The sequence below is a fragment of the Hamadaea flava genome (assembly GCF_024172085.1).
Lineage (GTDB): Bacteria > Actinomycetota > Actinomycetes > Mycobacteriales > Micromonosporaceae > Hamadaea > Hamadaea flava.
Genome location: NZ_JAMZDZ010000001.1, coordinates 7,190,486 through 7,215,760 on the forward strand (window position 1 = coordinate 7,190,486; position 25,275 = coordinate 7,215,760).

24 protein-coding genes are annotated in these 25,275 nt (G+C 71.4%); 17 read left to right on the forward strand and 7 right to left on the reverse strand.

The window, feature by feature from the left end; genetic code table 11:
* The first annotated feature begins 98 nt into the window (after positions 1–98).
* From HDA40_RS33790 to HDA40_RS33810, 5 genes are all read left to right on the forward strand, one after another.
* On the forward strand, positions 99–1,199 hold the full coding sequence (locus HDA40_RS33790) for an acyltransferase family protein (protein WP_253761842.1): 1,101 nt from the start codon (positions 99–101) through the stop codon (positions 1,197–1,199).
* 134 nt (positions 1,200–1,333) lie between these two features.
* Complete coding sequence (locus tag HDA40_RS33795) at positions 1,334–2,395, forward strand: hypothetical protein (RefSeq protein WP_253761843.1); 1,062 nt, start codon at positions 1,334–1,336, stop codon at positions 2,393–2,395.
* A 57-nt stretch (positions 2,396–2,452) separates the two neighbouring features.
* Positions 2,453–3,871, forward strand: coding sequence for a magnesium chelatase ATPase subunit I (locus HDA40_RS33800; RefSeq protein WP_253761844.1), 1,419 nt, complete (start codon positions 2,453–2,455; stop codon positions 3,869–3,871).
* Positions 3,872–3,873: 2 nt separating this feature from the next.
* Positions 3,874–5,850: a vWA domain-containing protein gene (locus tag HDA40_RS33805; RefSeq protein ID WP_253761845.1), complete on the forward strand. Its 1,977-nt coding sequence runs from the start codon at positions 3,874–3,876 to the stop codon at positions 5,848–5,850.
* A gap of 156 nt (positions 5,851–6,006) precedes the next feature.
* The gene (locus HDA40_RS33810; protein WP_253761846.1) at positions 6,007–6,153 is read left to right on the forward strand and encodes a hypothetical protein; all 147 of its coding nucleotides are present in this window, start codon (positions 6,007–6,009) and stop codon (positions 6,151–6,153) included.
* Here the strand turns inward: HDA40_RS33810 and HDA40_RS33815 are convergent.
* Complete coding sequence (locus HDA40_RS33815) at positions 6,141–6,497, reverse strand: DUF6300 family protein (protein ID WP_253761847.1); 357 nt, start codon at positions 6,495–6,497, stop codon at positions 6,141–6,143. The genes HDA40_RS33810 and HDA40_RS33815 overlap by 13 nt on opposite strands.
* Positions 6,498–6,569: 72 nt before the next feature.
* Complete coding sequence (locus tag HDA40_RS33820) at positions 6,570–7,508, reverse strand: SDR family NAD(P)-dependent oxidoreductase (RefSeq protein WP_253761848.1); 939 nt, start codon at positions 7,506–7,508, stop codon at positions 6,570–6,572.
* Positions 7,509–7,603: 95 nt separating this feature from the next.
* Between HDA40_RS33820 and HDA40_RS33825 the strand changes: the two genes are divergently transcribed.
* Complete coding sequence (locus HDA40_RS33825) at positions 7,604–8,152, forward strand: TetR/AcrR family transcriptional regulator (protein ID WP_253761849.1); 549 nt, start codon at positions 7,604–7,606, stop codon at positions 8,150–8,152.
* Positions 8,153–8,248: 96 nt separating this feature from the next.
* On the opposite strand, the gene add is transcribed toward HDA40_RS33825, so the two are convergent.
* Positions 8,249–9,208 carry an adenosine deaminase gene (gene add / locus HDA40_RS33830; RefSeq protein WP_253761850.1) on the reverse strand — a complete coding sequence of 320 codons (960 nt, stop codon included), beginning with the start codon at positions 9,206–9,208 and terminating at the stop codon, positions 8,249–8,251.
* A gap of 8 nt (positions 9,209–9,216) precedes the next feature.
* Complete coding sequence (locus HDA40_RS33835) at positions 9,217–9,759, reverse strand: TetR/AcrR family transcriptional regulator (protein WP_275979677.1); 543 nt, start codon at positions 9,757–9,759, stop codon at positions 9,217–9,219.
* Between the two features lie 79 nt (positions 9,760–9,838).
* On the opposite strand from HDA40_RS33835, the gene HDA40_RS33840 reads away from it, so the two are divergent.
* The 7 genes from HDA40_RS33840 (at position 9,839) to HDA40_RS33870 (ending at position 18,722) form a co-directional block, all read left to right on the forward strand.
* Positions 9,839–10,189: a DoxX family protein gene (locus tag HDA40_RS33840; protein ID WP_253761852.1), complete on the forward strand. Its 351-nt coding sequence runs from the start codon at positions 9,839–9,841 to the stop codon at positions 10,187–10,189.
* Positions 10,190–10,256: 67 nt separating this feature from the next.
* Entirely contained in the window at positions 10,257–11,492 is a 1,236-nt protein-coding gene (locus tag HDA40_RS33845; RefSeq protein WP_253761853.1) for a mechanosensitive ion channel family protein, read from the forward strand.
* A 111-nt stretch (positions 11,493–11,603) separates the two neighbouring features.
* Positions 11,604–12,137, forward strand: a complete 534-nt coding sequence (locus HDA40_RS33850) for a hypothetical protein (RefSeq protein ID WP_253761854.1) — start codon at positions 11,604–11,606, stop codon at positions 12,135–12,137.
* Complete coding sequence (locus tag HDA40_RS33855; RefSeq protein WP_253761855.1) at positions 12,137–13,489, forward strand: hypothetical protein; 1,353 nt, start codon at positions 12,137–12,139, stop codon at positions 13,487–13,489. The genes HDA40_RS33850 and HDA40_RS33855 overlap by 1 nt, the downstream gene beginning before the upstream one ends.
* The gene (locus tag HDA40_RS33860; RefSeq protein ID WP_253761856.1) at positions 13,486–14,793 is read left to right on the forward strand and encodes a VWA domain-containing protein; all 1,308 of its coding nucleotides are present in this window, start codon (positions 13,486–13,488) and stop codon (positions 14,791–14,793) included. The genes HDA40_RS33855 and HDA40_RS33860 overlap by 4 nt, the downstream gene beginning before the upstream one ends.
* Positions 14,794–14,805: 12 nt before the next feature.
* The gene (locus HDA40_RS33865; RefSeq protein ID WP_253761857.1) at positions 14,806–15,933 is read left to right on the forward strand and encodes an ATP-binding protein; all 1,128 of its coding nucleotides are present in this window, start codon (positions 14,806–14,808) and stop codon (positions 15,931–15,933) included.
* Positions 15,930–18,722, forward strand: a complete 2,793-nt coding sequence (locus HDA40_RS33870; RefSeq protein WP_253761858.1) for a DUF5682 family protein — start codon at positions 15,930–15,932, stop codon at positions 18,720–18,722. The genes HDA40_RS33865 and HDA40_RS33870 overlap by 4 nt, the downstream gene beginning before the upstream one ends.
* 14 nt (positions 18,723–18,736) lie before the next feature.
* Here the strand turns inward: HDA40_RS33870 and HDA40_RS33875 are convergent, their stop codons facing one another.
* Positions 18,737–19,234, reverse strand: coding sequence for a universal stress protein (locus tag HDA40_RS33875; RefSeq protein ID WP_253761859.1), 498 nt, complete (start codon positions 19,232–19,234; stop codon positions 18,737–18,739).
* Between the two features lie 82 nt (positions 19,235–19,316).
* On the opposite strand from HDA40_RS33875, the gene HDA40_RS33880 reads away from it, so the two are divergent.
* Positions 19,317–21,095, forward strand: a complete 1,779-nt coding sequence (locus HDA40_RS33880; protein ID WP_253761860.1) for a hypothetical protein — start codon at positions 19,317–19,319, stop codon at positions 21,093–21,095.
* A 29-nt stretch (positions 21,096–21,124) separates the two neighbouring features.
* The gene (locus HDA40_RS33885; RefSeq protein ID WP_253761861.1) at positions 21,125–21,607 is read left to right on the forward strand and encodes a hypothetical protein; all 483 of its coding nucleotides are present in this window, start codon (positions 21,125–21,127) and stop codon (positions 21,605–21,607) included.
* 4 nt (positions 21,608–21,611) lie between these two features.
* On the opposite strand, the gene HDA40_RS33890 is transcribed toward HDA40_RS33885, so the two are convergent.
* Positions 21,612–22,295, reverse strand: a complete 684-nt coding sequence (locus HDA40_RS33890; protein WP_253761862.1) for a YqeB family protein — start codon at positions 22,293–22,295, stop codon at positions 21,612–21,614.
* A gap of 115 nt (positions 22,296–22,410) precedes the next feature.
* Between HDA40_RS33890 and HDA40_RS33895 the strand changes: the two genes are divergently transcribed.
* Complete coding sequence (locus HDA40_RS33895) at positions 22,411–22,998, forward strand: cysteine hydrolase family protein (protein WP_253761863.1); 588 nt, start codon at positions 22,411–22,413, stop codon at positions 22,996–22,998.
* Positions 22,995–23,903: a GlxA family transcriptional regulator gene (locus HDA40_RS33900; protein WP_253761864.1), complete on the forward strand. Its 909-nt coding sequence runs from the start codon at positions 22,995–22,997 to the stop codon at positions 23,901–23,903. The genes HDA40_RS33895 and HDA40_RS33900 overlap by 4 nt, the downstream gene beginning before the upstream one ends.
* Before the next feature lie 95 nt (positions 23,904–23,998).
* Here HDA40_RS33900 and HDA40_RS33905 read toward each other — a convergent pair whose 3' ends face one another.
* A complete protein-coding gene (locus HDA40_RS33905) occupies positions 23,999–25,258 on the reverse strand; it encodes an MFS transporter (protein WP_253761865.1) in 1,260 nt (419 codons plus the stop codon).
* Positions 25,259–25,275: the final 17 nt, after the last annotated feature.

Sequence of the window (25,275 nt, forward strand, 5' to 3'; positions counted from 1 at the left end):
GACCGGAAATCAGGCCGGCCATGACGGGCTGGCTGGGGTCTACGCGGATCAGCAAAGCGAGGCAACGCACTGTGAATCGCAGCGGTGACGAGCAGGCCGTGGACCCCCAGACCAAGACCACCCGCCCCCGCAGCCGATATGTCGACACGCTGCGTGCAGTCGCGATCACTCGGGTGTTTCTTCATCACACGCTGTGGATCAGCTGGCTGGCGGTGTTGTTCCCGTCGATGTTCGTGATGTTCGGGCTGGCCGGGGCGATGACCGCGGCGTCGCTCGAACGCAAGGGACCCGCCCCGACGGTACGCTCCCGGCTGCGCCGGACCCTGCCCCCGCTGTGGGCGCTCGCGGCGGTGGCGATCCCGTTGATGCTGATCAACGGCTGGCAGCACGACACGACCAACCCGCTGCGCTGGCAGGACCTGCTGTACTGGGTGCTGCCGCTGGCCAACCCGCCCGCGAGTTCCTGGGGCGGCGCGTTCACGCTGGCCCTGTGGTACATCCGGGCGTACATCTGGTTCGTCCTGCTGTCGCCGATCTTCTGGTGGTTCTTCCAGCGCTGGCCGGTCAAGACCCTGGTCGCCCCGCTGACCGGCGCGGTCCTGCTGTACTCGCCGCTGGTCCCGCTGCCGGTCAACCGGGTCGGCGACGTCATGTGGTCGACGGCGTCCTACGGCACAGCGTGGATGCTCGGGTTCGCGCGGCACACCCGGCTGCTGGACCGGATCCCGGTCTGGGTGTGCGCGGCGGCGGCCGGCGTACTCGGTGTCGCGGGCTACTTCTGGGGCGCGGGGCAGGGCGGCTTCCCGTTCGCCGACCCGATCGCGGAAACCTTGTGGGGCACCGGTTTCGTGCTGCTGGCGTTGCGCGCCCGGCCGACCCTGGCCTGGCTGGACCGGTTCCCGAGACTGGCACGCCTGGTCAGCGCGTTCAACGCGCGCGCGATCACGATCTACGTCTGGCAGCTGCCGGTGCTGTTCCTGACCGGCGCGCTGCTCCAGTACGCCGGGATCACCCCGCTGACGACCGAGATGAAGATCGCGTCGTTGCTGGTCGGGGCCCCGCTGACGGCGTTGGCCGTGCTGGCCGTCGGCTGGGTCGAGGACATCGCCGCCCGGCGACGCCCGGCCCTGGTGCCCGCCGTCCCCTCGCCGCGCTCGGCTCCCGCTGGGCAGCCCGCGCCGGCTGCCGCCTCCGCCTGACCCTGTTTCCCGCAGATCACGGGTACGCATGCTTTCCCGGCCGGCGGAAGCATGCGTACCCGTGATCTGCATCGAACCGGCGGGCGTCGGGAAGGCGACTGACCGCCGCCGCCGCATGGCCGAGCATGATCGGCATGCGACGCTTCCTCGCCTCCGCGCTCGCCGTCGGTTCGACGGCCGCCGTCCTGCTCGTGAGCCCGGCCGCACAGGCGGCGGTCCAGGTGGACGGGTACGTGTGGGCGTACCAGCCGTCGTCGGCGAGCTACACCGCGGCCAGCGGGTACGAACGCAACTCCACCGGCGGCGCGGTCGCGATCACCCGTAGTTCCGCCGGGGTCTACTCGGTGCGGTTCGCCGGGATGGCCGTCGGCGGGGGAGTCGCCCAGGTCCGCCCGTACGGCTCGGGCAATACAGCGATCTGCACGCTCGCGAGCTGGCTGGCGATCGGTGCCGACGAGGTCCTCAGCGTCCGCTGCTTCACCGCCGCCGGGGTGCCGGCCGACTCGTACTTCGTCGCGCACTTCACCAACCGGACCGCGGCGTACGGGACGTTCGCGTACTTCTGGGCGCACGACGCGTACTCCGCGACGCCGTACACGCCGAGCACCGCGTACTCCTACGACTCCACCGGCGGGTCGCCGCTGGCGTGGCGGCAGTCGCAAGGCGTGTACATGGTGCAGATCCCGACCGTCGACGCGCACTATCCGGCCGACAACGACGACGGGCACTACCAGATCACCGCGTACGGGACGACCGCGGTGCGCTGCGAGGTCCACGGCGAGAACGACGAGACGCCCACCCCGATCGGCGTCTTCTGCGTCGACGCCAACGGCAACCCCGCCGACACGCGCTTCTCGGTCAGCTACTCGCGCGGGGTCAACGTCCTGGGCACGACGACCACGCGCGGCAACGCGTACTTCCGGCATTCCTGGGGCGATCCCGCCTCGTACTACGCGACGGGCTTCTGGAACACCGGCGGCACGCCCACGGTCACCTACCTCGCCGTCGGCCGCTACCGGGTCACCTTCCCCGGCCTTTCCATTCCCTACGGGTACGCCCAGAGCGGCTCGCGGGGCGATCCGTCCACGTACTGCGCGACCGCGTACTGGGGGTCCAATGCCGTGACGGTGAACTGCTACAACAACGTCACCGACACGTACGCCGACTCGGACTTCACCGTGGCGTTCACCAGTTGACGAGGTATTAAGCGCTCAGCGAACGCCGCCGGGTGAAGATCGCGCTAGCGTCGAACGGTGACGAACACACCGGAAGGTCTCCCGCGGACGCTGGGCGAGCTGCGCGCCGCCGGCCACCGCTATCGCACCGTCAAGGAGGAGCTCCGGGAGAACCTGCTGGCCCGGATGCGCTCGGGTGAGCAGCGGTTCCCGGGGATCGTCGGCTACGACGACACCGTGCTGCCCGAGGTCGAGCGGGCGCTGCTGGCCGGGCACGACATGGTGCTGCTCGGCGAGCGCGGCCAGGGCAAGACCCGGCTCATCCGTACGCTGATCGAACTGCTCGACGAGTGGACGCCGGTGATCGCCGGCTCCGAGCTGAACGAGCACCCGATGCACCCGATCAGCCCCGGGTCGGTGCGGCTGGCCGAGGAGTTCGGCGACGCGCTGCGCGTGACCTGGCTGCACCGGTCGCAGCGCTACGGCGAGAAGCTGGCCACCCCGGACACCAGCGTCGGCGACCTGATCGGCGACGTCGACCCGATCCGCATCGCCCAGGGGCGTACGCTCGGCGACCCGGAGACCATCCATTTCGGACTCGTGCCGCGTACCAATCGGGGCGTCTTCGCCGTGAACGAACTGCCCGACCTGGCCGAGCGAATCCAGGTGTCGCTGCTGAACGTGCTCGAAGAGCGGGACGTACAGATCCGTGGCTACCAGCTGCGGCTGCCGCTGGACCTGTTCCTGGTGGCCAGCGCGAACCCCGAGGACTACACCAACCGGGGCCGGATCATCACCCCGCTGAAGGACCGCTTCGGCGCCGAGATCCGTACGCACTACCCGATCGACCTGGAGCTGGAGCTGGACCTGATCCGGCAGGAGGCGGCCCTGGTCGCGCCGGTGCCCGAGCACGTGCTGGAGGTGCTGGCGCGGTTCGCCCGCAACGTCCGCGAGTCGCCGTCGGTCGACCAGCGCTCCGGCGTCTCCGCGCGGTTCGCGATCGCCGCGGCCGAGACGGTCGCCGCGTCGGCGCTGCGTCGCGCTGGGCTGCTGGGCGAGGCCGAGCCGGTGGCGCGCATCGGCGACACCGTGTCGGTGACCAGCACGCTGCGTGGCAAGGTCGAGTTCGAGAGCGGTGAGGAGGGTCGCGAGTCTGAGATCCTCGCCCACCTGCTGCGGGCGGCGACCGCCGAGACGTTCCGGGCGCACCTGGCCGGGCTCGACCTGTCCGGGTTCACCGCCCTGGTCGCCGAGGGTGGCGTGATCGAGACCGGTGACCTGGTCGCGGCCGATGATCTGCTGCGGCAGGTCGGCACGGTGCCGGGGCTGGCCAAGGCGCTGGAACGGCTGGGACTGGGCGACGGTCCGTCGCGTAGCGAGGCCGCCGCCGGGGTCGAGTTCGTGCTGGAGGGTCTGCACCTGACGCGGCGGCTGGCCAAGGATCTGACCGACGACGGGCGCGCCCGCTACCGGGGCGCCGAGCGCGGGCGCGGCTGACCATGGCCGACGGCAACAAGGCGGGCGGCAACCGGTTCCGCTACGGCCTGTGGCGCGGCGGCCCCGATCCGCTGGCCCCGCCGTACGACGTGCGGGCGGCGGTCGACGAGGTCGGCGCGGACGTGCTGAGCGGCGGCAGCCTCCGCGAGGCGCTGCGCGACCTGCTGCGGCGCGGTCCGTCCGGGCGTGGCGGGCTCGACGACCTGTCGGCGCGCGCCCGGCGGATGCGTCTGGAGGCGATGCGGCGCGGTTCGCTCGACGGGACGGTGACCCGCTCGCAGGCGCTGCTGGATCAGGCGCTGGCGGCCGAGCGGGACGAGCTGGCCGGGCGCGACGACGACGCGGCCCGGTTCGCTGAGGCCACTTTGGACAGCCTGCCGCGCTCCACCGCGCGGGCCGTCGAGGAGCTGTCCGGTTACGAATGGGCCAGCGAACAGGCCCGGCAGACGTACCAGCAGATCCTCGACGGACTGCGGCAGGAGGTGCTGGAGCAGCGCTTCAGCGGCCTGCGCGACGCGCTGGGCGCCACCGCGAACGATCCGGCGGCGCAGCAGCGGCTGGCCCGGATGATGAGCGACCTCAACGATCTGCTCGGGCGGCACGCCCGGGGTGAGGACACGCAGGACGCGTTCGCCGCGTTCATGCGGGAGCATGGGGAGTTCTTCCCGGAGCAGCCCGGTTCGGTCGAGGAGCTGATCGACGCGCTGGCCCGCCGGGCCGCCGCGGGGGAGCAGCTCATGCGGTCGCTGTCGGCGAGCCAGCGTGCCGAGCTGGAAGGGCTCATGGATCAGGCGCTGGCCGGTTCCGGGCTGGCCGGGCAGATGGCGGAGCTGACGGCCAACCTGCGGGCGCTGCGACCCGACCTGCCGTGGGACCGCCAGTCCCGCGTACGCGGGCAGGAGCCGCTCGGCTACGGCGAGGCGACCGGCGCCCTCGGCGAGATCGCCGACCTCGACGAGCTGATCGAACAGCTGGCCCAGGAGCATCCGGGGGCGACCCTGGACGACGTGGACGTCGAGGCGGTCGAGCGGAACCTGGGCCGCGCCGCCGCCGACGACGTACGCCGCCTGCGGGAGCTGGAGCGGGAACTGCGCCGGCAGGGCTGGGTCACCCGGGGCGCCGACGGGCTCACGTTGAGCCCCAAGGCTTTGCGGCGACTCGGGGGCACCGCGTTGCGCCGCGTGTTCGCCGATCTGGCCGAAGGCCGGCGGGGCCAGCACGACCTGCGGGACGCGGGCGCTGCGGGCGAGGTGACCGGGGCGTCGCGGCTGTGGGCGTACGGGGATGAGCAGCCCTTGGACGTGGTGCGGACGGTGACCCGGGCGGTGACCCGCCGTGGCGCGGGTGTCCCCGTGACCTTGCAGGTGGACGACTTCGAGGTGGCCGAGACCGAGCGGCGGGCGTCGGCGGCGGTGGCGTTGTGCGTCGACCTGTCGTTCTCGATGATGGCCGACGGCCGGTGGGGGCCGATGAAGCAGACCGCGCTGGCGCTGTCACATCTGGTGGCCACGCGGTTCCCGCAGGACGCGCTGCAGATCGTCGGGTTCAGCCGGGTGGCCGGGGTGCTGTCGCAGCAGGAGCTGGCGGCGGTCGAGCCGGACTTCGTCCAGGGCACCAACCTGCAGCACGCGTTGCGGCTGGCGGCGCGGCATCTGCACCGCCATCCGGGGTTCGAGCCGGTGGTCCTGATCATCACCGACGGCGAGCCGACGGCGCACCTGGACACCGACGGCGAGGCGGTGTTCTCGTGGCCGCCGATGCACGAGACGGTGCAGGCGACGGTGGCCGAAGTGGACGGTCTGACCCGCTCGGGCGCCACGCTGAACTTCTTCATGCTGGGCGAGGACCCCGGGCTGCGGCGGTTCGTCGACGCGGTGGCGCGGCGCAACGGCGGGCGGGTCTTCACCCCGGAGGCGGAGGAGCTGGGCCGATACGTAGTCTCGGACTACCTGCGGGCGCGGCGCGGCCGGCGGGGCTGACGGCGGTAGGTATACCTAGATCGCGGTGAGCCGATCTAGGTAGCTCGGCCCGACCAAGATAGGTAATCGCTCCTGATGGCCTATGCCCCTTACTCAGGCAACATATTCCTTGTCGAAAGAAGAAGCAAGACCTGGCACCACGACAAGGAGTCCACAATGTTCACCTCGCCGCAGACAGTCCTCGAACTCGCGAAGCTCCACCACCAGGAACTCGTGGCCGAGGCGCAGCGCAACCGCCTGTCCGCCCGCGTACGCAGAGCCGCTCGCCAGCGCTCCGCTCGCGCGCATAGTCAGACGGTCTGACCCTGAACTGAGCGGGCCGCTCCGGATTCGTCCGGGGCGGCCCGCTTCTGGTATCCCGACCACCACGCCTCGGCGGCTTCGGCCAGCGACGGCGTCGGCGCGGTGACCCGCTGCTGATCGAGCGAGCCGAGCCAGCGGCCGAGCAGGTCGGCGATGGTGCCCCGGTCCTGCGCGGCGACCGCCGGCCGCGTGGCGAAGTAGGCGATCAGCTCCGCGCCGTGCGGGTTGTCCGCGTCGCAGCGGGGGCACAGGCCGACGCTGCGGCCCGCCGACGTGATCCGGGCGGTGAGGCAGAGCCGCTCCCCGCAGAGGTCGCATCGCCCACCCGCTACGCTCACCTGCACCGAGGTCATCTCACTCCCGCCCGCGTCATCCGCAAATGCTGCGGAATGACCTTATCCTTCGGCGGGGCCAGGTCAGCTCAGGGTGTCGACCGACACCTGCCAGAGCCGCTGCGCGGCCTCCGGGTCGAGGGCGTACGCGGCCACGCCGACGCGCGTGCCCGGCTGGTTGGGCTCGGCCTCGGTGCAGTTCTCGAAGTAACGCCCGCCGATCCCGTCGAGCAGCGGCGAGGCCGCGAGCAGCACAGACGTGGCCGCGCCCTGCTCGGTGGTCTTCCACTGCAGCGGGCCGGTCCCGCCGCTGCGGGCCCGCATCGCCATCAGATCTTCCTCGGTGACGTGGCGCTGCAGGTTGGTCCGGATCGCTCCGGGCATCAGCGAGTTGGCGTAGATCCCGTCGTCGGCCCAGCGGCCGGTCAGCTCCAGCGCGAACAGGATGTTGGCCGTCTTGGACTGCCCGTACGCCTGCCACGGGTCGTAGGGGCGTCGCTCGAAGTGGATGTCGTCGAACACGACCGGCGAGTTGAGGTGACCGGCCGAGCTGACCGAGACGACCCGGGCGCCACCGGCGGCGGCCAGTGCCCGGTGCAGTCCGGTGGTCAGCGCGAAGTGGCCGAGGTGGTTCGTGGCGAACTGCAGTTCCCAGCCCTGCGGCGTACGCGTCAGCGGCGAAGCCATCACGCCGGCGTTGTTCACCAGCACGTGCAGCGGCCCTTCCCAGGTGGCGGCGAACCCGGTGGCGGACGCGGGGTCGGCCAGGTCGAGGTGGGCCACGTGGATGTGCTTGTTGCCGGTCGACGCGACGATGTCCTCAGCCGTACGCGCTCCGGCCGCCAGGTCGCGGACGGCGAGGGTGACCTCGGCGCCCGCACCGGCCAGCGCGCGTGCGGTCTCGACGCCGATGCCGGAGGCGCCACCGGTGACGATCGCGCGGCGGCCGCCGAGGTCGACGCCCGCGATGACCTCGGCGGCCGTCGACGTCGCACCGAACGGTGTGGTGATCCTGGTGCTCATGTTCTGCTCCATCCCGCTACACTCGCACTAAGCGGAGGTTCCTCCGTTACGTTGCCGACTCTAACCGGAGGGCCCTCCGGTTGCCAGGGGATCCGATGCGCGCAGACGCCCAGCGCAACCGCGACCGGCTGCTGACCGTGGCCGTCGAGGCGTTCACCGGCCCCGACGGCGGCGATGTGACGCTCGACTCCATCGCCAAGCAGGCCGGCGTCGGCATCGGCACGCTCTACCGGCACTTTCCCACGCGAGAGGCGCTCGTCGAGGCGGCGTACCGCAATGAGCTGGAGAAACTCTGCGAATCCGCGCCCGAGCTGCTGACTGAGCGGCCGCCCGCGGACGCTCTGCGGGACTGGATGGATCACTTCGTCGACTACATGACCACCAAACGGGGCATGGCCGACGCGCTCAAGGCGGTCATCGCGTCCGGCGGCAACCCGTACGAGCACAGCCGGGCGAAGCTGCTGGCGGCGCTGTCCACGCTGCTGACCGTCGGCGGGGCCGACGGCACGCTGCGATCCGACGTCGCCGTCGAGGACGTCTTCGCCGGACTCGGCGGTGTCACCATGATCGCCGGGGAGCCGGCGCAACGAGAGCAGGCCGGACGGCTGCTCGACCTACTGCTGGACGGCCTGCGCTCCCGCTGAGCCCAGCTGTATCCCGCAGGCTTTCCCTGCGGATCACGGTTGTCCAGGCTTCCCGCGCCGCAGATCACCTGCATAACCGTGATCTGCGGCGAACTGCTATGACGACAGCCAGCTGTCCACCTCGGCGAGCAGCTGGGTGCGTACCGGGGTGGGGGCGGCGGAGGCGGCGATCGACTGCCGAGCGAGCAGCGCGAGCGTGGCGTCGTCGAGGCCGAGCTGGCGGGCGATGGCGTACTGGGCGCTCAGGTCGGCGCCGAACAGCAGCGGATCGTCGGTGCCCAGCGCCACCGGCACGCCCGCCTCGATCAGCCGGGCGATCGGCAGCGTCGCCAGGTCGCCCACCCCGAGTGGCGGGTACGACGTCGGACACACCTCCAGCGTCACGCTCCGCTCCGCCAGCAGGGCCAGCGTGGCCGGGTCGGCGGCCGCCGTCAGCCCGTGGCCGATCCGGCTCGCGCCCAGCCGCTCGACGCACTCGCGTACGTGCCAGGCCGCCTCGTAGAACCCCGCATGCGGCACCGCGAGGAGCCCGGCGTCGGCGGCGACCCGGAACGCCTCGGCGAAATCCGCGACCCGGCCTCGACGTTCGTCATTGGACAGTCCGAAGCCCACGACACCGTGCGACTGGTACCGCGCGGCCAGCCGGGCGATCCGGGCGGCGGTCTGCGGCGTCCCGGCCCAGCTCGAGGCCAGCACGATCCCGGCCCGCCCGGCCGTGGCGGCCAGCGCGGTCTCCACGACCACCGCCTCGCCGCCCAGGCGCCGCGCGTACGAGGTGGGATCGATCTGGATCTCCACCCACGCCGCGCCGTCGCGCTCGCTGTCGGTGATCGTCTCGCGGATCACGCGCGAGACGTCCTCAGCGGTACGTACAGCGGAGCGGGCGATGTCGTACCGCTCCTGGAAGGTGTCCCACCCGTGGGTCACGCCGTCCGGAAGCGGGGGCGGCAGCCGCAGCCCGGCCCGTGCGGCCAGCTCGACGAGGGTGGCCGGGCGCATGGCGCCCGTCAGATGCAGATGCAGATTCGCCTTGGGCAGGCGCCGCAGGTCGCGCATGACCGACCCTAAACCGGCAGGCGGTCGCGCAGCCGGGCCTCCGCCGCGACGAGCCGATCGCCGTCGATCGCCAGCCCGGGGTCCAGCAGCGCCTGGAGGAGCAGCCCGTCGAACAACGCCAGCGCCACTCCGCCGGCGTCCTCGCCCAGTGCGTCCGTGCCCAGGCCGAGCACCCGCGCCACGTCGGCCCGGGAGCGGCGGAACCCCTCGGTCAGCAGCCCGCGGACGCGGTCGTCGTGCTGGGACCGGGCCAGCGCACCGACGAACATCCTGGCCAGCCCCTCGTGCCGCCGCCGGGTCGCCGCGATCGCCTCGGCCGTGCGCCGGAACCGGATCGTCGGATCGTGCCCGGCCAGGTCGCCTAGCGCCGCCGCGATCTCGGCCAGCCAGCGGTCGAGCCCTTCGACGACGGCCGCGGTCATCAGGGCGTCCTTGGACCCGAAGTGATAGGTGATCGAGGCCAGGTTGGCTCCGGACTCGGCAGCGATCTCCCGCGCGGTGACCTTGTCCCAGGGCAGCCGTTCCAAGCAGCGCAGGACGCCGTCGATCAGCTCGCCTCGATTGCTGTGCTGTGGCACGGGCACACTCTATCCGTTGCGTGAATTTGTACAAGCGTATAGATTGGAGAGCGTGTTCGCAGCAACCATCGCCGTCACCGCAGCTCTCGCGGCTCTGCTGGCGTACGCGGCGATCCGAAAACTCAGTCACGAGCCGTCCGTCGTCGCGAGCTACGCCCGGGTGGGCGTACCGGAGCGACGGCTCAACCTGCTCGCGGCGATCCTGATCGCCGGGGCCGCCGGTGCGCTGGCCGGACTGGTCTGGGCGCCACTCGGGATCGCCGCCGGGGCCTGCCTTGTCCTCTACTTCGCACTGGCGGTCGGCGCGCACGTGCGCTTCCATGATCTCGCCCACATCGGGCCGCCGATCGTCCTGCTCATGCGGGCCGCAGCCGCCCTGGCGCTGCGACTTCTGACCGGCTGAGGGTTTATCGGCCGGGCGTGCCGGAATATATGGGATCTTCAAAGGTGCCGGTGAAGGGAGTGACGCGGTGCCGTTGTGGATCGCCGCCCTCAGCGCGGCCGTTGCCGCGCTCATCGTCGTGGAGATCATCCATCGGACGATCGTCCGGGCCGGGCGCCGCTCGCCGATCATGGCCGAACTGGCCGACCACGCTCATCGGGCGTTCCAGGTCTTCGCGGTGATCTTCGCCGTCCGAGCCGTCGTCCTCGTCTCCCGCCAGAGTTTCGAGCTCAAACACGGGGTGCTGCACGCGATGGGCATCGCCCTGATCGTCGCCGCCGCGTGGCTCGTCGCGATGGTCCTGCTGGCGCTGGAGGACGCCGCCGAAGCGCGGTACCGCATCGACGTGCCCGACAACCGGGCGGCCCGCCGAATCCGTACGCAGATCGTGGTGGTCCGCCGGGTCACCATCGCCGCGATCGTGCTGCTGGCCGTCGGCGTGGTGCTGATGACCTTCCCCGCGGTACGCACCATCGGGGCCAGCCTGCTCGCCTCGGCCGGCATCATCGGCATCATCGCCGCGCTGGCGGCGCAGAGCGTACTGGGCAACGTGATCGCCGGGCTGCAACTGGCCTTCAGCGAAGCCATCCGGATCGACGACGTGATCGTGGTCGAGAACGAGTGGGCGCGCGTCGAGGAGATCACGCTGAGCCATGTCGTGCTGCAGATCTGGGACGACCGCCGGCTCGTGATGCCCACCTCGTACTTCACCACCAAGCCGTTCCAGAACTGGACGCGTACGCGGTCGGAGATCCTCGGCTCGGTCGAGTTCGACGTCGACTGGGCCGTGCACGTGCAGCCGATCCGCGACGAGCTGCGGCGGCTGCTGGAGACCAGCGATCTCTGGGACGGGCGGGTGTGCGTACTGCAGGTCACCGACGCGATCGAGGGCCGGGTGCGGCTGCGGGCCCTGTGCAGCGCCCGCGACGCCCCGTCGTTGTGGGACCTGCGGTGCCTCGTCCGGGAGCACCTGGTCTCATGGATACGCGATCAGCAGCCGTCGGCCTTCGCGCGTACCAGGACGGAGGCGGCCTGGATCGACGCGCGGCGGGAGTGGGCATGGGTGGCCGCCACCCCGGCGATCGTGCCGACCGTGCCGCCGGAGCCCGCGCCGGAGGAGGACGCGCGGGTCTTCAGCGGCAGCCCGGACGGGGAGGCGCGCGGGCAGGCGTTCGGCGGCCCGGAGGCGCCGCTGCACGACATCGTGTTGCACGAGCAGGCGGCGCTGGACGAGGTGGACGACGATCCGCCGGAAAGCCTCTGAGCCCGGGGGAGGGATTGTCGGTGGCGTGCTGTAGAACTGTCGCGTTCACGGATCATCCGTTCCGCGGGCGTCCACAGTGGCGCGCGCGTTTCGCCTGGGGAGGTCGATGGCGTGCAGCCACCTGTGTCGCCGGTACTGGACTGGGAAGCCCGTAGCACCGCAGTGGTGGTGCCGCCGGCCCGGCCGCGAAAACTCGCGAAGGTGCCCTTCGTGGAGTTGGCCGAGGGTCGATTGCAGGGGGTCGTCTCGTCGGGATCGGACATCGAACGGGTCTACGTCTCGCAGTTCACTGCGGGCGACCACACCTACAGCTGTTCGACGAACAACAACCGGCCGTGCGGCGGCCTCTACGGTGACGACTACACCTGCAAGCACCTCGACTCGCTGATCGACGAGGCCGTCGTGCAGTTCGGCGCCGAGCAGGTGGCCCGCTACCTGCGCATCGACGCCGAGGGTGAGAATCTGCGCGGCCGGGACCTGGTCGGGATGACCTCCTGGAAGCTGGAGCGGTCGCCGGCCGCCGGGGTGTTCGCCCGGTTCCTGCGGCATCTGTCCTACCTGGAGCTTCCGGGTTCGGTCGAGCCGCTGCCGGAGCTGCACTGGTTCCCGGCGACGCAGACGCCGTCGGCGAAGGCGGGGCGCTGATGTTGGTGGAATGGCTGGCGCAGACGCCGACCGGCGTCGCGGAGACCATGGAGACGGTGACCGCCTTCGACGAGGCGCTCACTCACGGCTTCGGCCGGTTGAGCGAGTCGCGGCAGGCGGCGCTGACCGGGCTGGCCGGCGCGTTCGGCGCGACCCCGCTCGGTGAGCGACTGGCCGACGCGGCGGCGAAGGTCGTGGCCGGTTCGCCCGGCGACGAGTATCTCGCGGCGCTGGCGGGTGGCCGGCTGGCGCTGCTCGGAGCGGTGCACGACGCGCTGCACACCGGGCTTGACAGCGCCATCGGCCGGCAGCGGGAGCCGTGGCAGGCGCCGCCGGCGGCGGACGCGGTCGCGGAGAACCTGCTCAGCGGCGTACGCACCTGGCTGGTCGAGCTGGCGGTGGCGGGCTGGCGGGGAGTCACCGAGGATCTCGTCGGCACGGCCGACCCGCTGATCGAAGGACTGCTGGCCGAACCGCGTACGCGTCGCCTCGCGGTGCTGCTCGACGGGTTCGCCGCCGAGCTGCGCGCGTCGAGCCCCATCCTGACGCTGCCGCAGTTGCCGGTGCGTCGCTGGGCCGACCTCTGGTCCCGGGCGATGTTGCTGGCTCAGCCGGGATTCCCGGTGTCGGCGGCCGGTCAGCCGGTCACCGGGCGGTTCTTGCCGCTGGGCGTCGACCTGCACGAGCACCCGACCGCGGTGCAGGCGCAGGTGCACGGTCTGCTGGAGGCCGGTGGCGCGCCCAAGCTGGTGCGGATCTCGGTCAGCGCCGCGAAGGTCGACACGATCAGCGGCGCGGCCGTGTGGCGGCTGCTGCGCGGTTATCCGCAGTTGCTGGCCGCGCTGGCCGAGCAGCGCAGTCTCGACCTGACGGGCATGACCCTGCTCGGCTCGGGCGACCTGCTCTGGGACGAGGCGTGCGCGGCGGCGGGCGAGCCGGCCGATCCGCTCGCGACCGCGCGGGTGCAACTCGCGCAGGCCGTGGCCGCCGCGGTGCCGCCGCTGGACCGGCATCCCGTCCGCCCGGCCGAGCCGGTGTTCCTCGAGGCGCACCAGCTGGCCGCGGACGGTCCGCTGACCGTCGACACCGACCGGATCAGCTCGGCCGGTCCGATCACGGCCGAGATGGCGGCCGGGGCGTCGGCGATGATCGGCCTGCTGCGCTGGGACGCCGGGCGGTGGCTGGTGCAGCCGCTGGCGGTGGCGGCGACGGTGAAGAAGAAGCCGGTCACGGCGTACAGCGGCGACTGGGCGATGGGGCCGTCGGATCCCAAGGAGGCCAAGGCGGAGGCCGCGGCCGGGGACGCGGTTGGCGTACTGCGCGAGCGCGCGGGAAGGCTGCTGCGTAAATGACCGAGTTGGATGCCCGCCGCCAGGTGCTCTACTGGCGGCTGCTGGCCCGTATCTTCGACGGCGGCGAGGAACAGCCCGCGCTGGAGTCGGCGAGCATGGCGACGGTGCAGGCGGCGGGGTTGCCCGCGGCCCTGCTCGACCCGTCGGTCGCGGTCGACACAGTGGTGCAGCGGTTCCCGGAGCTGGCCGCCGAGTTCGACGGCCTCATGGTGCCCCCGGAGGACGAGGCGCCCACCGGCGAAGCCCAGGTACGCCGGGCCGCGCTGGTGTCGAAGGTGCTGCTCAACGTCTTCGCCACCGGGTCGGGCAATGTCTCCGCGACGCAGTTGGCCCAGTGGCAGTCGGACGCGGGCTGGTTCGAGAAGGCGATGGGCTGCGAGCCGGGGCAGCTGCGGTCGCGGCCGGGCGCTGCCGGTGAGCTGGCCGGGGTGCTCGCCGGGGTGGAAGGCGACCTGGTGAAGCGGATGCAGCTGCGGGAGGTGCTGGCCGATCCGAAACTGGCCAAGCAGCTGACTCCGAGCATGTCGCTGATCGAGCAGCTGCTGCGGGACAAGGACAACCTGTCCGGGGTGGCGCTGGCCAACGCCAAGGCGCTCATCCGGCGGTTCGTGGACGAGGTCGCCGAGGTTCTGCGTACGCAGGTACAGCAGACCAGCACCGGGACGCTGGACCGGTCGGTGCCGCCGAAGCGGGTGTACCGCAACCTCGACCTCGAACGCACGATCTGGAAGAACCTGACCAACTGGAACCCGGAGGACGAGCGGCTCTACGTCGACAAGCTGTTCTACCGGCAGACCGCCAAGCGCACCACCCCGGCGCGCCTGATCGTGGTGGTCGACCAGTCCGGGTCCATGGTCGACGCCATGGTCAACTGCACGATCCTGGCGTCGATCTTCGCCGGGCTGCCCAAGGTCGACGTGCACCTGATCGCGTACGACACGCGGGCGCTGGACCTGACCCCGTGGGTGCAGGACCCGTTCGAGGTGTTGCTGCGCACCAACCTCGGCGGCGGCACCGACGGCACGGTCGCTCTGGACCTGGCCCGGCCGAAGGTCGCCGATCCGCGCAACACCGTGCTCGTCTGGATCTCCGACTTCTACGAGTCGCAGGACCAGGCTGTCTTCAACGGCCTGCAGGCCGTGCACCGCTCGGGGGCCAAGCTGATTCCGGTCGGCTCGGTCAACAGCGGCGGCCAGGCCAGCGTCAATCCCTGGTTCCGGCAGAAGCTCAAGGATCAGGGCACCCCGGTGATCTCCGGGCACATCCGCAAACTCGTCACCGAGCTCAAGAACTTCCTCGCTTAGGAGAAAACGCTGATGACTCAAGAACAATCAGTCAACCTGCTGCGCGCTCCCGCCGAGGTGAAGTACGCCGAGGAGCTGGACTACCTGGAGTCGATCGACACCGGTGCCAAGCCCTTCACCTGGCGGCTGAGCCCGCGGATGGTCCGGATGTTCGTGCTGGGTTCGGAGCGGGCCGACGGCATCGACCGGGAGATCCCGCAGAAGTGGTTCGGCGACCGCAGTTTCGTCGAGCGCGCCATCGTCACCCTGGCGTCGGATCGGGGCCTGTTGCTGATCGGCGACCCGGGCACCGGCAAGAGCTGGCTGGCCGAGCTGCTGTCCGCGGCGATCTGCCGCAACTCGACGCTGGTCGTGCAGGGCACCGCCGGCACCACCGAGGACCACATCAAGTACTCGTGGAACGTCGCGATGGTGATCGCGCGGGGCCAGTCGCGTGACTCGCTGATCCCGTCGCCCATCATGGCCGCCATGGAGCAGGGCGTGGTCGGCCGGTTCGAGGAGCTGACCCGGTCGACCAGCGATGTGCAGGACGCGCTGATCTCGATCCTGTCGGAGAAGTACGTGTCGATCCCCGAGCTGGACGACGACAACATCGTCTTCGCCAAGCCCGGCTTCTCCATCATCGCCACCGCCAACAGCCGGGACCGGGGCGTCAACGACCTGTCGTCGGCCCTCAAGCGGCGCTTCAACTTCGTGCGCATCCCGGTGGTGACGAACAAGAAGAGCGAGGCGGAGATCGTCCGCTTCCGCACCGTCGAGCTGCTCAAGCGGCACCAGATCGAGCTGGACGTGCCGCCGACGCTGCTGGACATCCTGCTGCAGAGCTTCGCCGACCTGCGTACCGCGGCGGCCTCGGCGACCAGCGACGACGAGAAGCTGGAGTCGGCGTTGTCGACCGCCGAGCAGATCGGCGTGCTGGAGGACGCCATCCTGCACAGCCAGTTCTTCGGCGACGCCCAGCTGAAGGCGCACACGCTGGCCGGTTCGCTGGTCGGGTCGCTGGCCCGGCGCAGCCCGGAGGATCTGGCCATCCTCAACAAGTACTGGCACGGCGTGGTGGAGCCGCGCAGCAAGGCCGACGGCGGCGAGTGGCCGGAGTTCCTCGCCGGCGGCCGTGAGGCGATCGCCACCCTGTCATGACCGCCTTCGATCCCCTGAGGGACCAGCTGCTGGAGGCGGCGGCGGAGTTCGCGGGCGGCCCGGGCGACCTCGACGGCATCCTGGCCGGCATCGTCACCGACGTCGACCGGGCGTTGCGGGAGCCGCTGGAGATCTTCCCGGTCTGCCATCACTCGCCGGCCTCGGCGCTGGCGATGGCCCGCCGGCTGCGGGAGAAACGACCGCAGGTCGTCTACCTCGAACTGTGCGAGGATCTGCGGCCGCTGCTGGACGAGCTGCGCAACTGCAAGCTGCCGGTCGCGGTGCAGGCGTTCGCCTCCGAGGTGGACGGCTTCCCGCCGGACTGGTCGCCGCTGAGCGTGGTCGCGCCGATCACCGAGGCCTCGGCCGAGTACCAGGCGATCGCGTACGCCCTGGACACGCCGGGGGTCGAACTGGTCTGTGTGGACCGGTCGACCGACCACGTGTTCCAGTGGTCGCCGCGGGCGGAGGAGACGACGACGCAGGACGGCGACGCCGACTCCGAGGACGACGCCGAGGGCAAGGATCTGCACGGCGACGCGGTCGGCGTGGAGATCGGCGACCTGCGGCCCCGGTTCGGCCAGCTGGAGGCGTACCTGCTGCACCACGGCAAGGTGCGGCACTGGTCGGAGTGGTGGGACCAGTACGTCGAGCAGCCGCTCGGTTCGACCGGCGCGGACCATGCGACGTATCGACAGGTCATGGTCCTCATCGGCAGTCTGTTCCGGCGGCTGGCCCCGGGCGACCCGAGCCGGGTCACCGTGGACGAGGACCGCGAACGCTACATGTGGACGCGGATGCGTGAGCACCTCGCTTCGTCCGGAGTGGACCCGTCGCAGGCGCTGTATGTGTGCGGCGCGTTCCACGCGGCCAGTCACGTGCCGGAGTTCGGGCTGACGGGCTCGGACTGGGAGATCAGCCCGCGGTCGGCCACCAAGTGGCTCTACGGGCTCATCCCGTCCAGCCACTCGGCGATCGAGGCCCAGTTCGGGCTCGCCTCGGGCTCGGTCTCGATCGCGGCCGCCACCTGGGCCAAGTCCCTCACGCGGACCGGCGTCAAGCCGTTCCAGCTCCAGGGCCAGACGGGTACGCGCAAACGGGCGGCCGCCAAGACTACGGTGGCACCGCCGGCGGCCGTCGCCGAACCGGTGACGGACAAGCTCACGAAGTTCCTGGCCAGCCCGCCGCGGCTGGACGGCCTGGACGAGGCGGAGCTGCTGGGCTGGTCGGTGGAGATCGTGCGGCTGGCCCGCCGGCACGGCTACCTGGCCAGTACGGCCGACGCGATCGCGGTGTTCGAGACGTCGATCCTGCTGGCCGGGATGCGCAACCGGGCCCGGCCGACGCCGTACGACTTCGCCGACGCCGCGGTGACCTGCATCGAGAAGGAGGCCGTGCCGGGTCGCCGGGACGTCCGGCGGCTCTGCGAGATCATGCTCGGCGGCGACCGGATCGGGCAGGTCGGCTACGACGCGTTGCCGCCGTTGGCCCGCGACGTCTACGACCGGCTCGAACCGCTCAAGGTGAACGTGGAGGCGCGCACCATCCAGCGGGCGCTGCTGGACTTGAAGGCGCAGCCCGAACTGGTGCCGTGTTCGGATCTGCTGTGGGTGCTGCGGCGGCTGATGCCGCCCGACGTCGTCCGCCCGATCATGGGCGAGCGGACGCTGGGCCGGAAGTCCATTCAGGAGAGCTGGGACCTCGCGATCGGGCGCAGCCAGCGGTATCTCATCGAGCTGGGCTACGAGGGGATCACCGTCGAGCAGGTGCTCGAGCAGCGGCTGCGGCGGGAGGTCTGGGCGCCGTCGGCGACGGCGGCCGGCGCCTTGACCGCGGTCGAGGACTCGCTGCTCTACCTGCGCAGCCGCCGGTTCACCGACGAACTCGGCGCGCGGGCGGTCGAACTGCTGGCCGCCGAGCGTACGGTCGACGAGGCTCCGGAGGTGTTGCAGCGCATCCGCCGGCTGCTCGCGTACTACCGGTCGGGGGAGCGCGGCGGGCTGCCCGGCTGGTGCGAGGACTTCGTCAAGACCGGGTACGCCCACTACTGCACGCTGCTGCCGACGGCGTTCGTGGAGGACGAGACCGGCGTACGCCAGGTCGCGGCGATGCTGGGTTTCCTGTTCGGGATGGAGAACCTGGCCCTGTCGCTGGGGTGTGACCGGGCGCAGCTGGAGATCTCGGTCCAGCAGTCGCACCCGGAGGCCCCGGCGAAGGTGGCGCTGCTGTGGGCGGCGCACCATCAGCTGGGTCTGCTGCCGCTGGCGCGGTTGCGGGAGCGGGTCGACGAGCTGCTCGGCAACCCGATGGTGCTGCCCGCGATGCCGCAGTACGTCAGCGGTTTCCTCCAGGCGCTGGTGCCGGTGCCGGGGCTCACCTCGTTCGTCGTCGAGATGTTGTCGAAGGCCTTCGCGCAGCTGCCCGACCCGGTGCTGCTGCCGTGGCTGCCGCAGCTCATCAAGACGCTGAAGGAGCAGGCCCCGGAGTTGGTCCCGGTCCTCGTCCGGGAGGCCGGCCGGACCTTCCCGGGCAGTCTGCCGGAGCTGGACAGCTGGACGCCGCCGTGGTCGCCCGACGCGGCCGCCCCGGCCGCTGCGGCGGGCGTGGTGGTCTCCGGCGGACCGGTCGCGCGGCTGCTGGCCGAGCATCCCGAGCCGACGGACGCGGTCGCCGGCCTGCTGGGCGTCACCGGTTCGTGGGGCGTCCTGGACGCCGGTTCGCCGGTCGCCGACCTGCTCGGCGCGTACGGCGAGACGACGGAGGCGGTGGCCGAACTGCTCAGCGTCTGATCGAGCAGGCCGGACTACGGAACGACGGTCACCGGCCAGCGCCCAGCTCGGACGAGCCGGGCGGCGACCGACCCGATGAACCGATGTCCGGCCTGCTCGGACGCGCCGACCACGACCATGTCGGCGCGCAGTTCGACGGCGGCGTCGCGCAACTCGGCGAAGGCGTCGCCCCGGCGGACCATGAACGTGGTGGAGATGCCGAACTCGGCGGCCCGGTCCCGGATCTGCGTACGCAGTTCCTGGATCTGGTCGTCGAACAACTGCTCCTGCGCCGCGGCGGCGCTGGCGGCCATCGCCGTCCACACCGATGGGGTGGCGACGTAGACCACGACCAGGCGGGATCGCTGTCGGCGGGCCAGGCCACCGGCGTACGCCCCGGCGCGCAGGCCGGTCGACGATCCGTCGACGCCGGCGACGATGACGCGGGGGCCGTCGGTGCCTCGTTCGAAGGGGCCTGGATGCCACGCCGGCCCGTACTCCTCGATCAGCCGCTCGGGCCACCCGTCGCTCACGCCCTCATTATGGCTTCCGGCGTAAGAATCGGCGGCGCACGCACATCTCTGGATGACCTACCGAGAAGGAAACGGAGTCATCATGAGACGAGTGCTGAGCGTTCTCGGCACGATCGCGCTGCTGATCGCCGGGCCGCTGCCGAGCCGGGCGACCGGCGAACCGACGCAGGCCACCATCGACGCGACGGGTACGCGGCTGCCGACCGGGGATCGCGTGACGATGGTCGGCGGCGCGCCCGTCGTCGACCCGGGACCTGGGCGCGACAAGGTCCCGTTCGTGACGCGGGTCGCGGGCGGGCGCGTACGCGTGGCGGCGGCCGACGCGCTGGACTCCCCGGCGACCTTCGCGCTGCCCGGCGCGAAAGCCGCTGTGTCGAAGCCGGCGGCGACGGCGACGGCGACCTATCAGGTCACGTTCATCCACATCGGATTCGACGGGGAGCCGGCAGCGGACTACCAGTCAGCGTTGCTGTCGGAGGACCTCTCCACCTACTACGACGTGACCTCCCGAGGGCCGGCGACGATCGAGGTCCCGGCGGGTGCGTACCTGCTCGACGGGGTCATCACCAACGGCGATCGGACCGCGTTGAAGGCGGCCGAACTGGTGCAGCCGCGCTTCGAGGTCGCCGGGGACACCACGGTGGTGCTCGACGCGCGTACGGCCAAGCGCAGTTCGCTGACCGTGCCCGACGCCGCCGCCGGACTGGTGATGGCCTCGGCGCACTACACCTTCACCAACGCCGCCGGGCTGATGACCGAGGGCGGGTTGTTCACCGGCAGCTGGGACTCGCTGTACACCGCGCAGCTCGGCGACGACGTGGCCGGCTTCGCCTCCTCGATCAGCGGACAGTGGCGAACCGACTCCGGCCACGACGTGTACGCCGTGCGCTACAACCAGGACGGCCACCTGATCTCCGGCTACCAGCGGGCGGTGCAGCCGGCCGAGCTGGCAACGGTCACCACCACCTTCGCCGGCGGCAACGACCCGGCGATGACGGCCGACTGGTACGCCGTCAGCCGCCTGCCCGGCCAGGAGACGCACGCGTCGGCGGTCGCGTACGCCGCACCCGTGCCGGGCACGATCGTGCGGCACTTCAACGGCGACGGGCCGACGCAGTGGCGTACGCGGGTCTACGAGACCTGGGGCGAGTGCTTCGGCTGCACCGTCACGACCGGCGCGTGGACGGCGTACCGGGGCGGGTCGGCGAGCACGGAGACGTTCAACGGCGGGGTCGTCTCGCCGTCGCTGCCCGGCCCGGAGGTCACCTGGCATTCGGGGGTGACCCGGTCCGGCGACACGATCACGGTCGACCTGCCGATGTACGCCGACGGCGCGGGACATCCCGGCGACAGCGGGGAAACCGGCTCCACTGTGCTGTATCGCGACGGTGCCGAGGCCGGGCGGGAAGAGTGGGCCGGATACGGCTCGTTCGCCGTCCCGGCCGCCGACTCGCGCTACCGCCTGGTCGCCCAAAGCACCCGGGGCATCCCGTACGCGTTGTCGACGAACATCACGGCGGCGTGGGAGTTCCGTTCGGCGTACGCCCCCAGCCGGGTCCTGCCCCTGTGGGCGATCCGATTCGCCCCGCGCCTGGACGGGCAGAACACCGCCACGAGCATGGATCTGCTGATGCCGGTGCAGGTGACGCCCGCGCCCGGCGCCCGGGTCGGCGCGCTGCGTGAGGTGACCGTCGAAGTCTCCGTCGACGACGGGCTCAGCTGGCTCCGCGTCCCGTACGCGGCCGGCCTGGCCCTGGTTCGGCACCCCGCCGGGCACGGCTTCATGTCCCTGCGCGGCTCGGTACGAGACAGCGACGGCAACACCGTCACGCTGACGGTGATCCGGGCCTACCGGTACTGAGTGTCGGCGGGCGGGAGCAGAATGAGGCGGTGAGCCTCCGTGATCTTCCGCCCGCCGCCCGGTCGATGGCGGCTGCGGCGAACGCCGCGGTCGAGGCGGCCCGGGTCGCCGACGCCGACGAACTGCGGGCCGCGGCCGCCGACCTAGCCGCGTTCGACCCGTCGACCGCCGGTCCGCTGCTCGGCGACGTGCTGCGGATGCTGCTGGAGGAGTCGCATCCCGACGGGCTCGACGCGGACGACCTGCGCTCGGTGCTGGAGACCACGACGAAGTCCGCGCTCGCCTGGCTGCCCGAGGCCGACCCCGAAGTGCTTCTCGTGATCCTGGCCGGTGCGCTGGGCGTACATCCGGAAGAAGCGGATGGGATCGCGCGGCCGGGAGCGCGCGCCGTGGCCCTGCACGCCCCGGTGATGATCGCGGATCTGCTGGCCGGGACCCGGCGCGGCCTGGATTTCTATCTGGAGGCCGCGTTCCGCGAGATGGCCCGGTCCCAGACGATGGAGGCGCCGTAGCGCGTCAGCCGGGCAATCGCCAGTACTGGTGCTTCTTCTCGTCGCGCACGATCACGCCGAGCCGCAGCAGTTCCTTGCGGTACGTCGCCTTGTCGCCGTCCTCGCTCTTACGGACTGCCTCGGCCCGCGCGGCGAGGACCGCGTCGGCGCCTTCCGGCAGACCTGGCACGCCAGGCACCCACAGCTTGTACGCCTCATGGTGCGGATCGCCGCCGTCGAGCCAGGGAAAGCCGTGCCCAGCGAAGGCGGCCTTCAGCTGCTCGGTCTTGATGTCGGACTTCTCCCGGGCCAGCTCCTGACCCTGCGACCCGAGCAGGACGAGGTCCTTGCCGTCGGCGAAGACGCTCGCCACGTCGCCGCGCGCGATCTCGGTGACCGGTTCGCCGACCCGGGCGAGCGACGCCGACGCGGGCGTGACCGTCACGGTGAGCCACTCGCCGACGGCGGTGAACGCGAACACGACACCGGCGGCGAATCCGATCGCGATCGTGACCAGCGTCGCGGCGGGCTCGCTGAAGCTGTCGATCGTCTTGAACACGCCCTGGAACGGGGCCCAGGGCAACCCGGCGATCCAGCCCGCGGCCAGCCTCGCGAGCCAGCCGACTCCGGCTCCGGCGAGGGGGAGGCCGACGGCCCCCACGAGACGGTCGGCCATCGGCGTGGCCACGACAGTGCGGGTCTCGACCATGCGGACCATGATCTCATCACCGGGCAAATGCCGTCGCGGCCGGTGACCGGATCGGTCCGGTGCGCGGCATGATGGTGCCTGACGCCGCACGGCGTACGCGGGCAGGATCGGGAACATGAAGAAGCGAGCACTCATCGTCATCGACGTTCAGGAGTCGTTCCGGCAGCGGCCGATCTGGGCGGCCTCCTCCAACCCGGAGATCGCCAAGCAGGTCTCCCGGTTGGCCGAAACGTTCCGGGCGAACGGCGAGCAGATCGTCTGGGTCCTGCACGAGGAGCCGGGCTCCGGCACGGTGTTCGATCCCGCGCTCGGGTTCGTGCGGCTGTTCGACGGCCTCGCCCCGGCCGATGGCGAGCCGATCCTGCGCAAGACCTCGCACAACGCGTTCACCACGACGAACCTGCAGCAGCGGCTGGTCGAGGCCGGGATCGGCGAGGTCGTCGTCTGCGGCATCCGCACCGAGCAGTGCGTCGAGACCACCGCGCGCGTCGCCTCCGACCTCGGGTACGCGGTGACCTTCGTGACCGACGCGACCGCCACCAACCCGATCGAGCACCGCGACGCCCCGGGGGGCCGGTCGATCGAGGAGATCCTGGCCGACCCCCGCACGCTCGGCGTCGAAGCGATCCTCGCCCGCACCGAGTACGCGCTGAGCGGCCGGTTCGCCACGATCGCCACCGTCGAGGAGCTGACCGGACCGTGAGCACCGTCGTCTTCCTGCTCGCCCCCGGCGTGCACCTGCTGGACCTGGCCGGACCGGCGCAGACGTTCTCGTCCGCGGCCGACTTCGGCGCGGGCTACCGGCTGGCGTACGTGGGCGAGCGGGAAGACGTCCTCGCCAATCAGGGTCTGCCCCTGCGTGGCGCGACGGAATGGCCGGAGCTGACCGCCGACGACCTCGTGGTGGTGCCCGGCTGGAAGTCGGCATCGGCGCACAATCGGACAAAGTTTACCCCTTCGACCTTGGAGCGGCTGCGCGAACACCACCGTCGAGGTGGGACGGTCGCGTCGGTATGCGCGGGCGCGTTCGCCCTCGGCGAGGCGGGCCTGCTCGACGGCCGCCGCTGCACGACCCACCACGACCTGCAGGACGAACTCGCCCACGTCTACCGCCGGGCCAGCGTCGTGCGCGACGTCCTCTACGTCGTGGACGGCCGAGTCGTCACCTCGGCCGGCATCGCGAGCGGCATCGACCTGGCCCTGCACCTGCTCGCCCAGCGGCACGGCCCGGCCCTGGCCGCGCGGGTCGCCCGCGAGATGGTCGTGTACGCCCGCCGCAACGGCGACGAACGCCAGGAAAGCGCGATGCTGCGCCACCGAGCCCACGTCAACGACGCGGTGCACCGCGTTCAAGACGTCATCGACACCCGGTACGCCGACCGCCTGCCACTGGCCCAGCTGGCCGCCTCCGGCGGAGTCAGCGAGCGTACGCTCACCCGCCTGTTCGATCGGGTGCTGGGCCTGACCCCGTTGCGCTACCAGCAACTGCTGCGCGTCGAACGCGCGGAGCACCTGATCGGGCACGGTGCGACGGTGGAGGCGGCGGCGCGTGCCGTCGGCTTCGAGGACGCTCGGATGCTGCGGCGGCTACGCTCCCGCGCTATCTAGCTCCGCTTCGCTTCCGCCCTCGCGCCGGCGCTCGCGTCGGGCGCTTTTTGGCGCTGGATCAGGGTTCTGGGTCGAATCTTGGGCAATGATTCGGCTTAGAACCCTGATCTGGTTGCTTCCTGAGGGCGCGACGGGCGGTCCGGGCGCTCCGGGCTGGGTTCGGCGCGAGAGAACAGGGCTAGGCCGACGACGGCCACCAGTCCGAGCACGGCCGGGACTCCGAACACCAGCGGCAGCCCGACGGCGTCCGCCCCGAGTCCGCCGGCCACCCCGCCGAGGGCCATGGCCAGCGAGGTCGAGGTCAGGAAGATCGCCGAGGCGGTGGCGACCGCCGTCGGCAGCAGTCGCTGGGCCACGATGATGCCGAGGGCGGCGAAGACGCCCCATACGGCGCCCATGAGGATCTGCCCGGCGAACAGTCCGGCGGCGCTGCCGGTCAACGCGAAGCAGAGGTTGGCGGCCACGCCGAACGCCGCGCCCGCGACCATCAGCCACACCATGCCGGTCCGCCGGGCCACCAGCACCGCAAGTGGCATCAGGACGATCTCGACCAGCGGCTGGATGCCTATGATCGATCCGCTCAGCGTGGCGGAGAAGTGCAGCTGTCCGGTCATGTAGATCGGCAGGTACGCGTACTTGATGGGTTCGCCGACGTAGACCAGCACGTAGAGCGCCGTGAACGCCAGCAACGGCAGCATGGTGCGTACGCCGGGGGCGGGTTGCGCCGCCGGGCGGGTCGCGACGCCGGTGGTCCGGATTCGGCCCAGCGGCAGGATCTGGGCCAGCGTCGCGACCGCCGACGCGGCGAGCATCGTGCGTACGGAGGTGTGGGCGGCCAGGAAGTATCCGGCGACCGGGCCGATCACCCAGCCGGCGGTCAGCGCCATCCGGACGATGGCGATCACCCCGTCGTTGGCGGGGTTCGGATGGGCCACCTGTTCGTCGTGGACGGCGGCGAACACCTGCGACGTCGCCGCCCAGCCGAAGCCGAGCACGACCGCGCTGATCGCGTACGGCATCCAGAGCTGGGTGGAGCAGGCGATGCCGAGCCAGCCGAGGAACCCGAGAACGGCGCAGACACGGAACAGACCCAGTCGCCGGCCGGTGCGGTCGGAGCGTACGCCGACGAGATAGCCGGCGATCGGGGCCGTCAGGCTGGTCAGGTAGAACAGTCCGGCCGCGGCGAGCGATCCGCCGAGATCGTTGACGAGGAACGACGCGATCTGCGGTGCGGCCGCCGACAGCCCGAGGGCGGACACGAAGAGAGCGACGGCGGCGCCGCGGTAGAGCGGGGAGGCGAGCGTCAGACGCAGCGCCGACGGGCGGGCCTCGACCCGCTCCTCCGAAAGCACCACAGGGGGCCTGCCTTTCG

Excerpts from the sequence above, each read along its gene's own strand:
- HDA40_RS33855 (WP_253761855.1), top strand. The coding sequence starts at position 12,137 with ATGTTGGTGGAATGGCTGGCGCAGACGCCGACCGGCGTCGCGGAGACC.
- HDA40_RS33865 (WP_253761857.1), top strand. The coding sequence starts at position 14,806 with ATGACTCAAGAACAATCAGTCAACCTGCTGCGCGCTCCCGCCGAGGTG.
- HDA40_RS33795 (WP_253761843.1), top strand. The coding sequence starts at position 1,334 with ATGCGACGCTTCCTCGCCTCCGCGCTCGCCGTCGGTTCGACGGCCGCC.
- HDA40_RS33805 (WP_253761845.1), top strand. The coding sequence starts at position 3,874 with ATGGCCGACGGCAACAAGGCGGGCGGCAACCGGTTCCGCTACGGCCTG.
- HDA40_RS33880 (WP_253761860.1), top strand. The coding sequence starts at position 19,317 with ATGAGACGAGTGCTGAGCGTTCTCGGCACGATCGCGCTGCTGATCGCC.
- HDA40_RS33860 (WP_253761856.1), top strand. The coding sequence starts at position 13,486 with ATGACCGAGTTGGATGCCCGCCGCCAGGTGCTCTACTGGCGGCTGCTG.
- add (WP_253761850.1), bottom strand. The coding sequence starts at position 9,208 with ATGCGCGACCTGCGGCGCCTGCCCAAGGCGAATCTGCATCTGCATCTG.
- HDA40_RS33890 (WP_253761862.1), bottom strand. The coding sequence starts at position 22,295 with ATGGTCGAGACCCGCACTGTCGTGGCCACGCCGATGGCCGACCGTCTC.
- HDA40_RS33825 (WP_253761849.1), top strand. The coding sequence starts at position 7,604 with ATGCGCGCAGACGCCCAGCGCAACCGCGACCGGCTGCTGACCGTGGCC.
- HDA40_RS33810 (WP_253761846.1), top strand. The coding sequence starts at position 6,007 with ATGTTCACCTCGCCGCAGACAGTCCTCGAACTCGCGAAGCTCCACCAC.
- HDA40_RS33820 (WP_253761848.1), bottom strand. The coding sequence starts at position 7,508 with ATGAGCACCAGGATCACCACACCGTTCGGTGCGACGTCGACGGCCGCC.
- HDA40_RS33895 (WP_253761863.1), top strand. The coding sequence starts at position 22,411 with ATGAAGAAGCGAGCACTCATCGTCATCGACGTTCAGGAGTCGTTCCGG.
- HDA40_RS33870 (WP_253761858.1), top strand. The coding sequence starts at position 15,930 with ATGACCGCCTTCGATCCCCTGAGGGACCAGCTGCTGGAGGCGGCGGCG.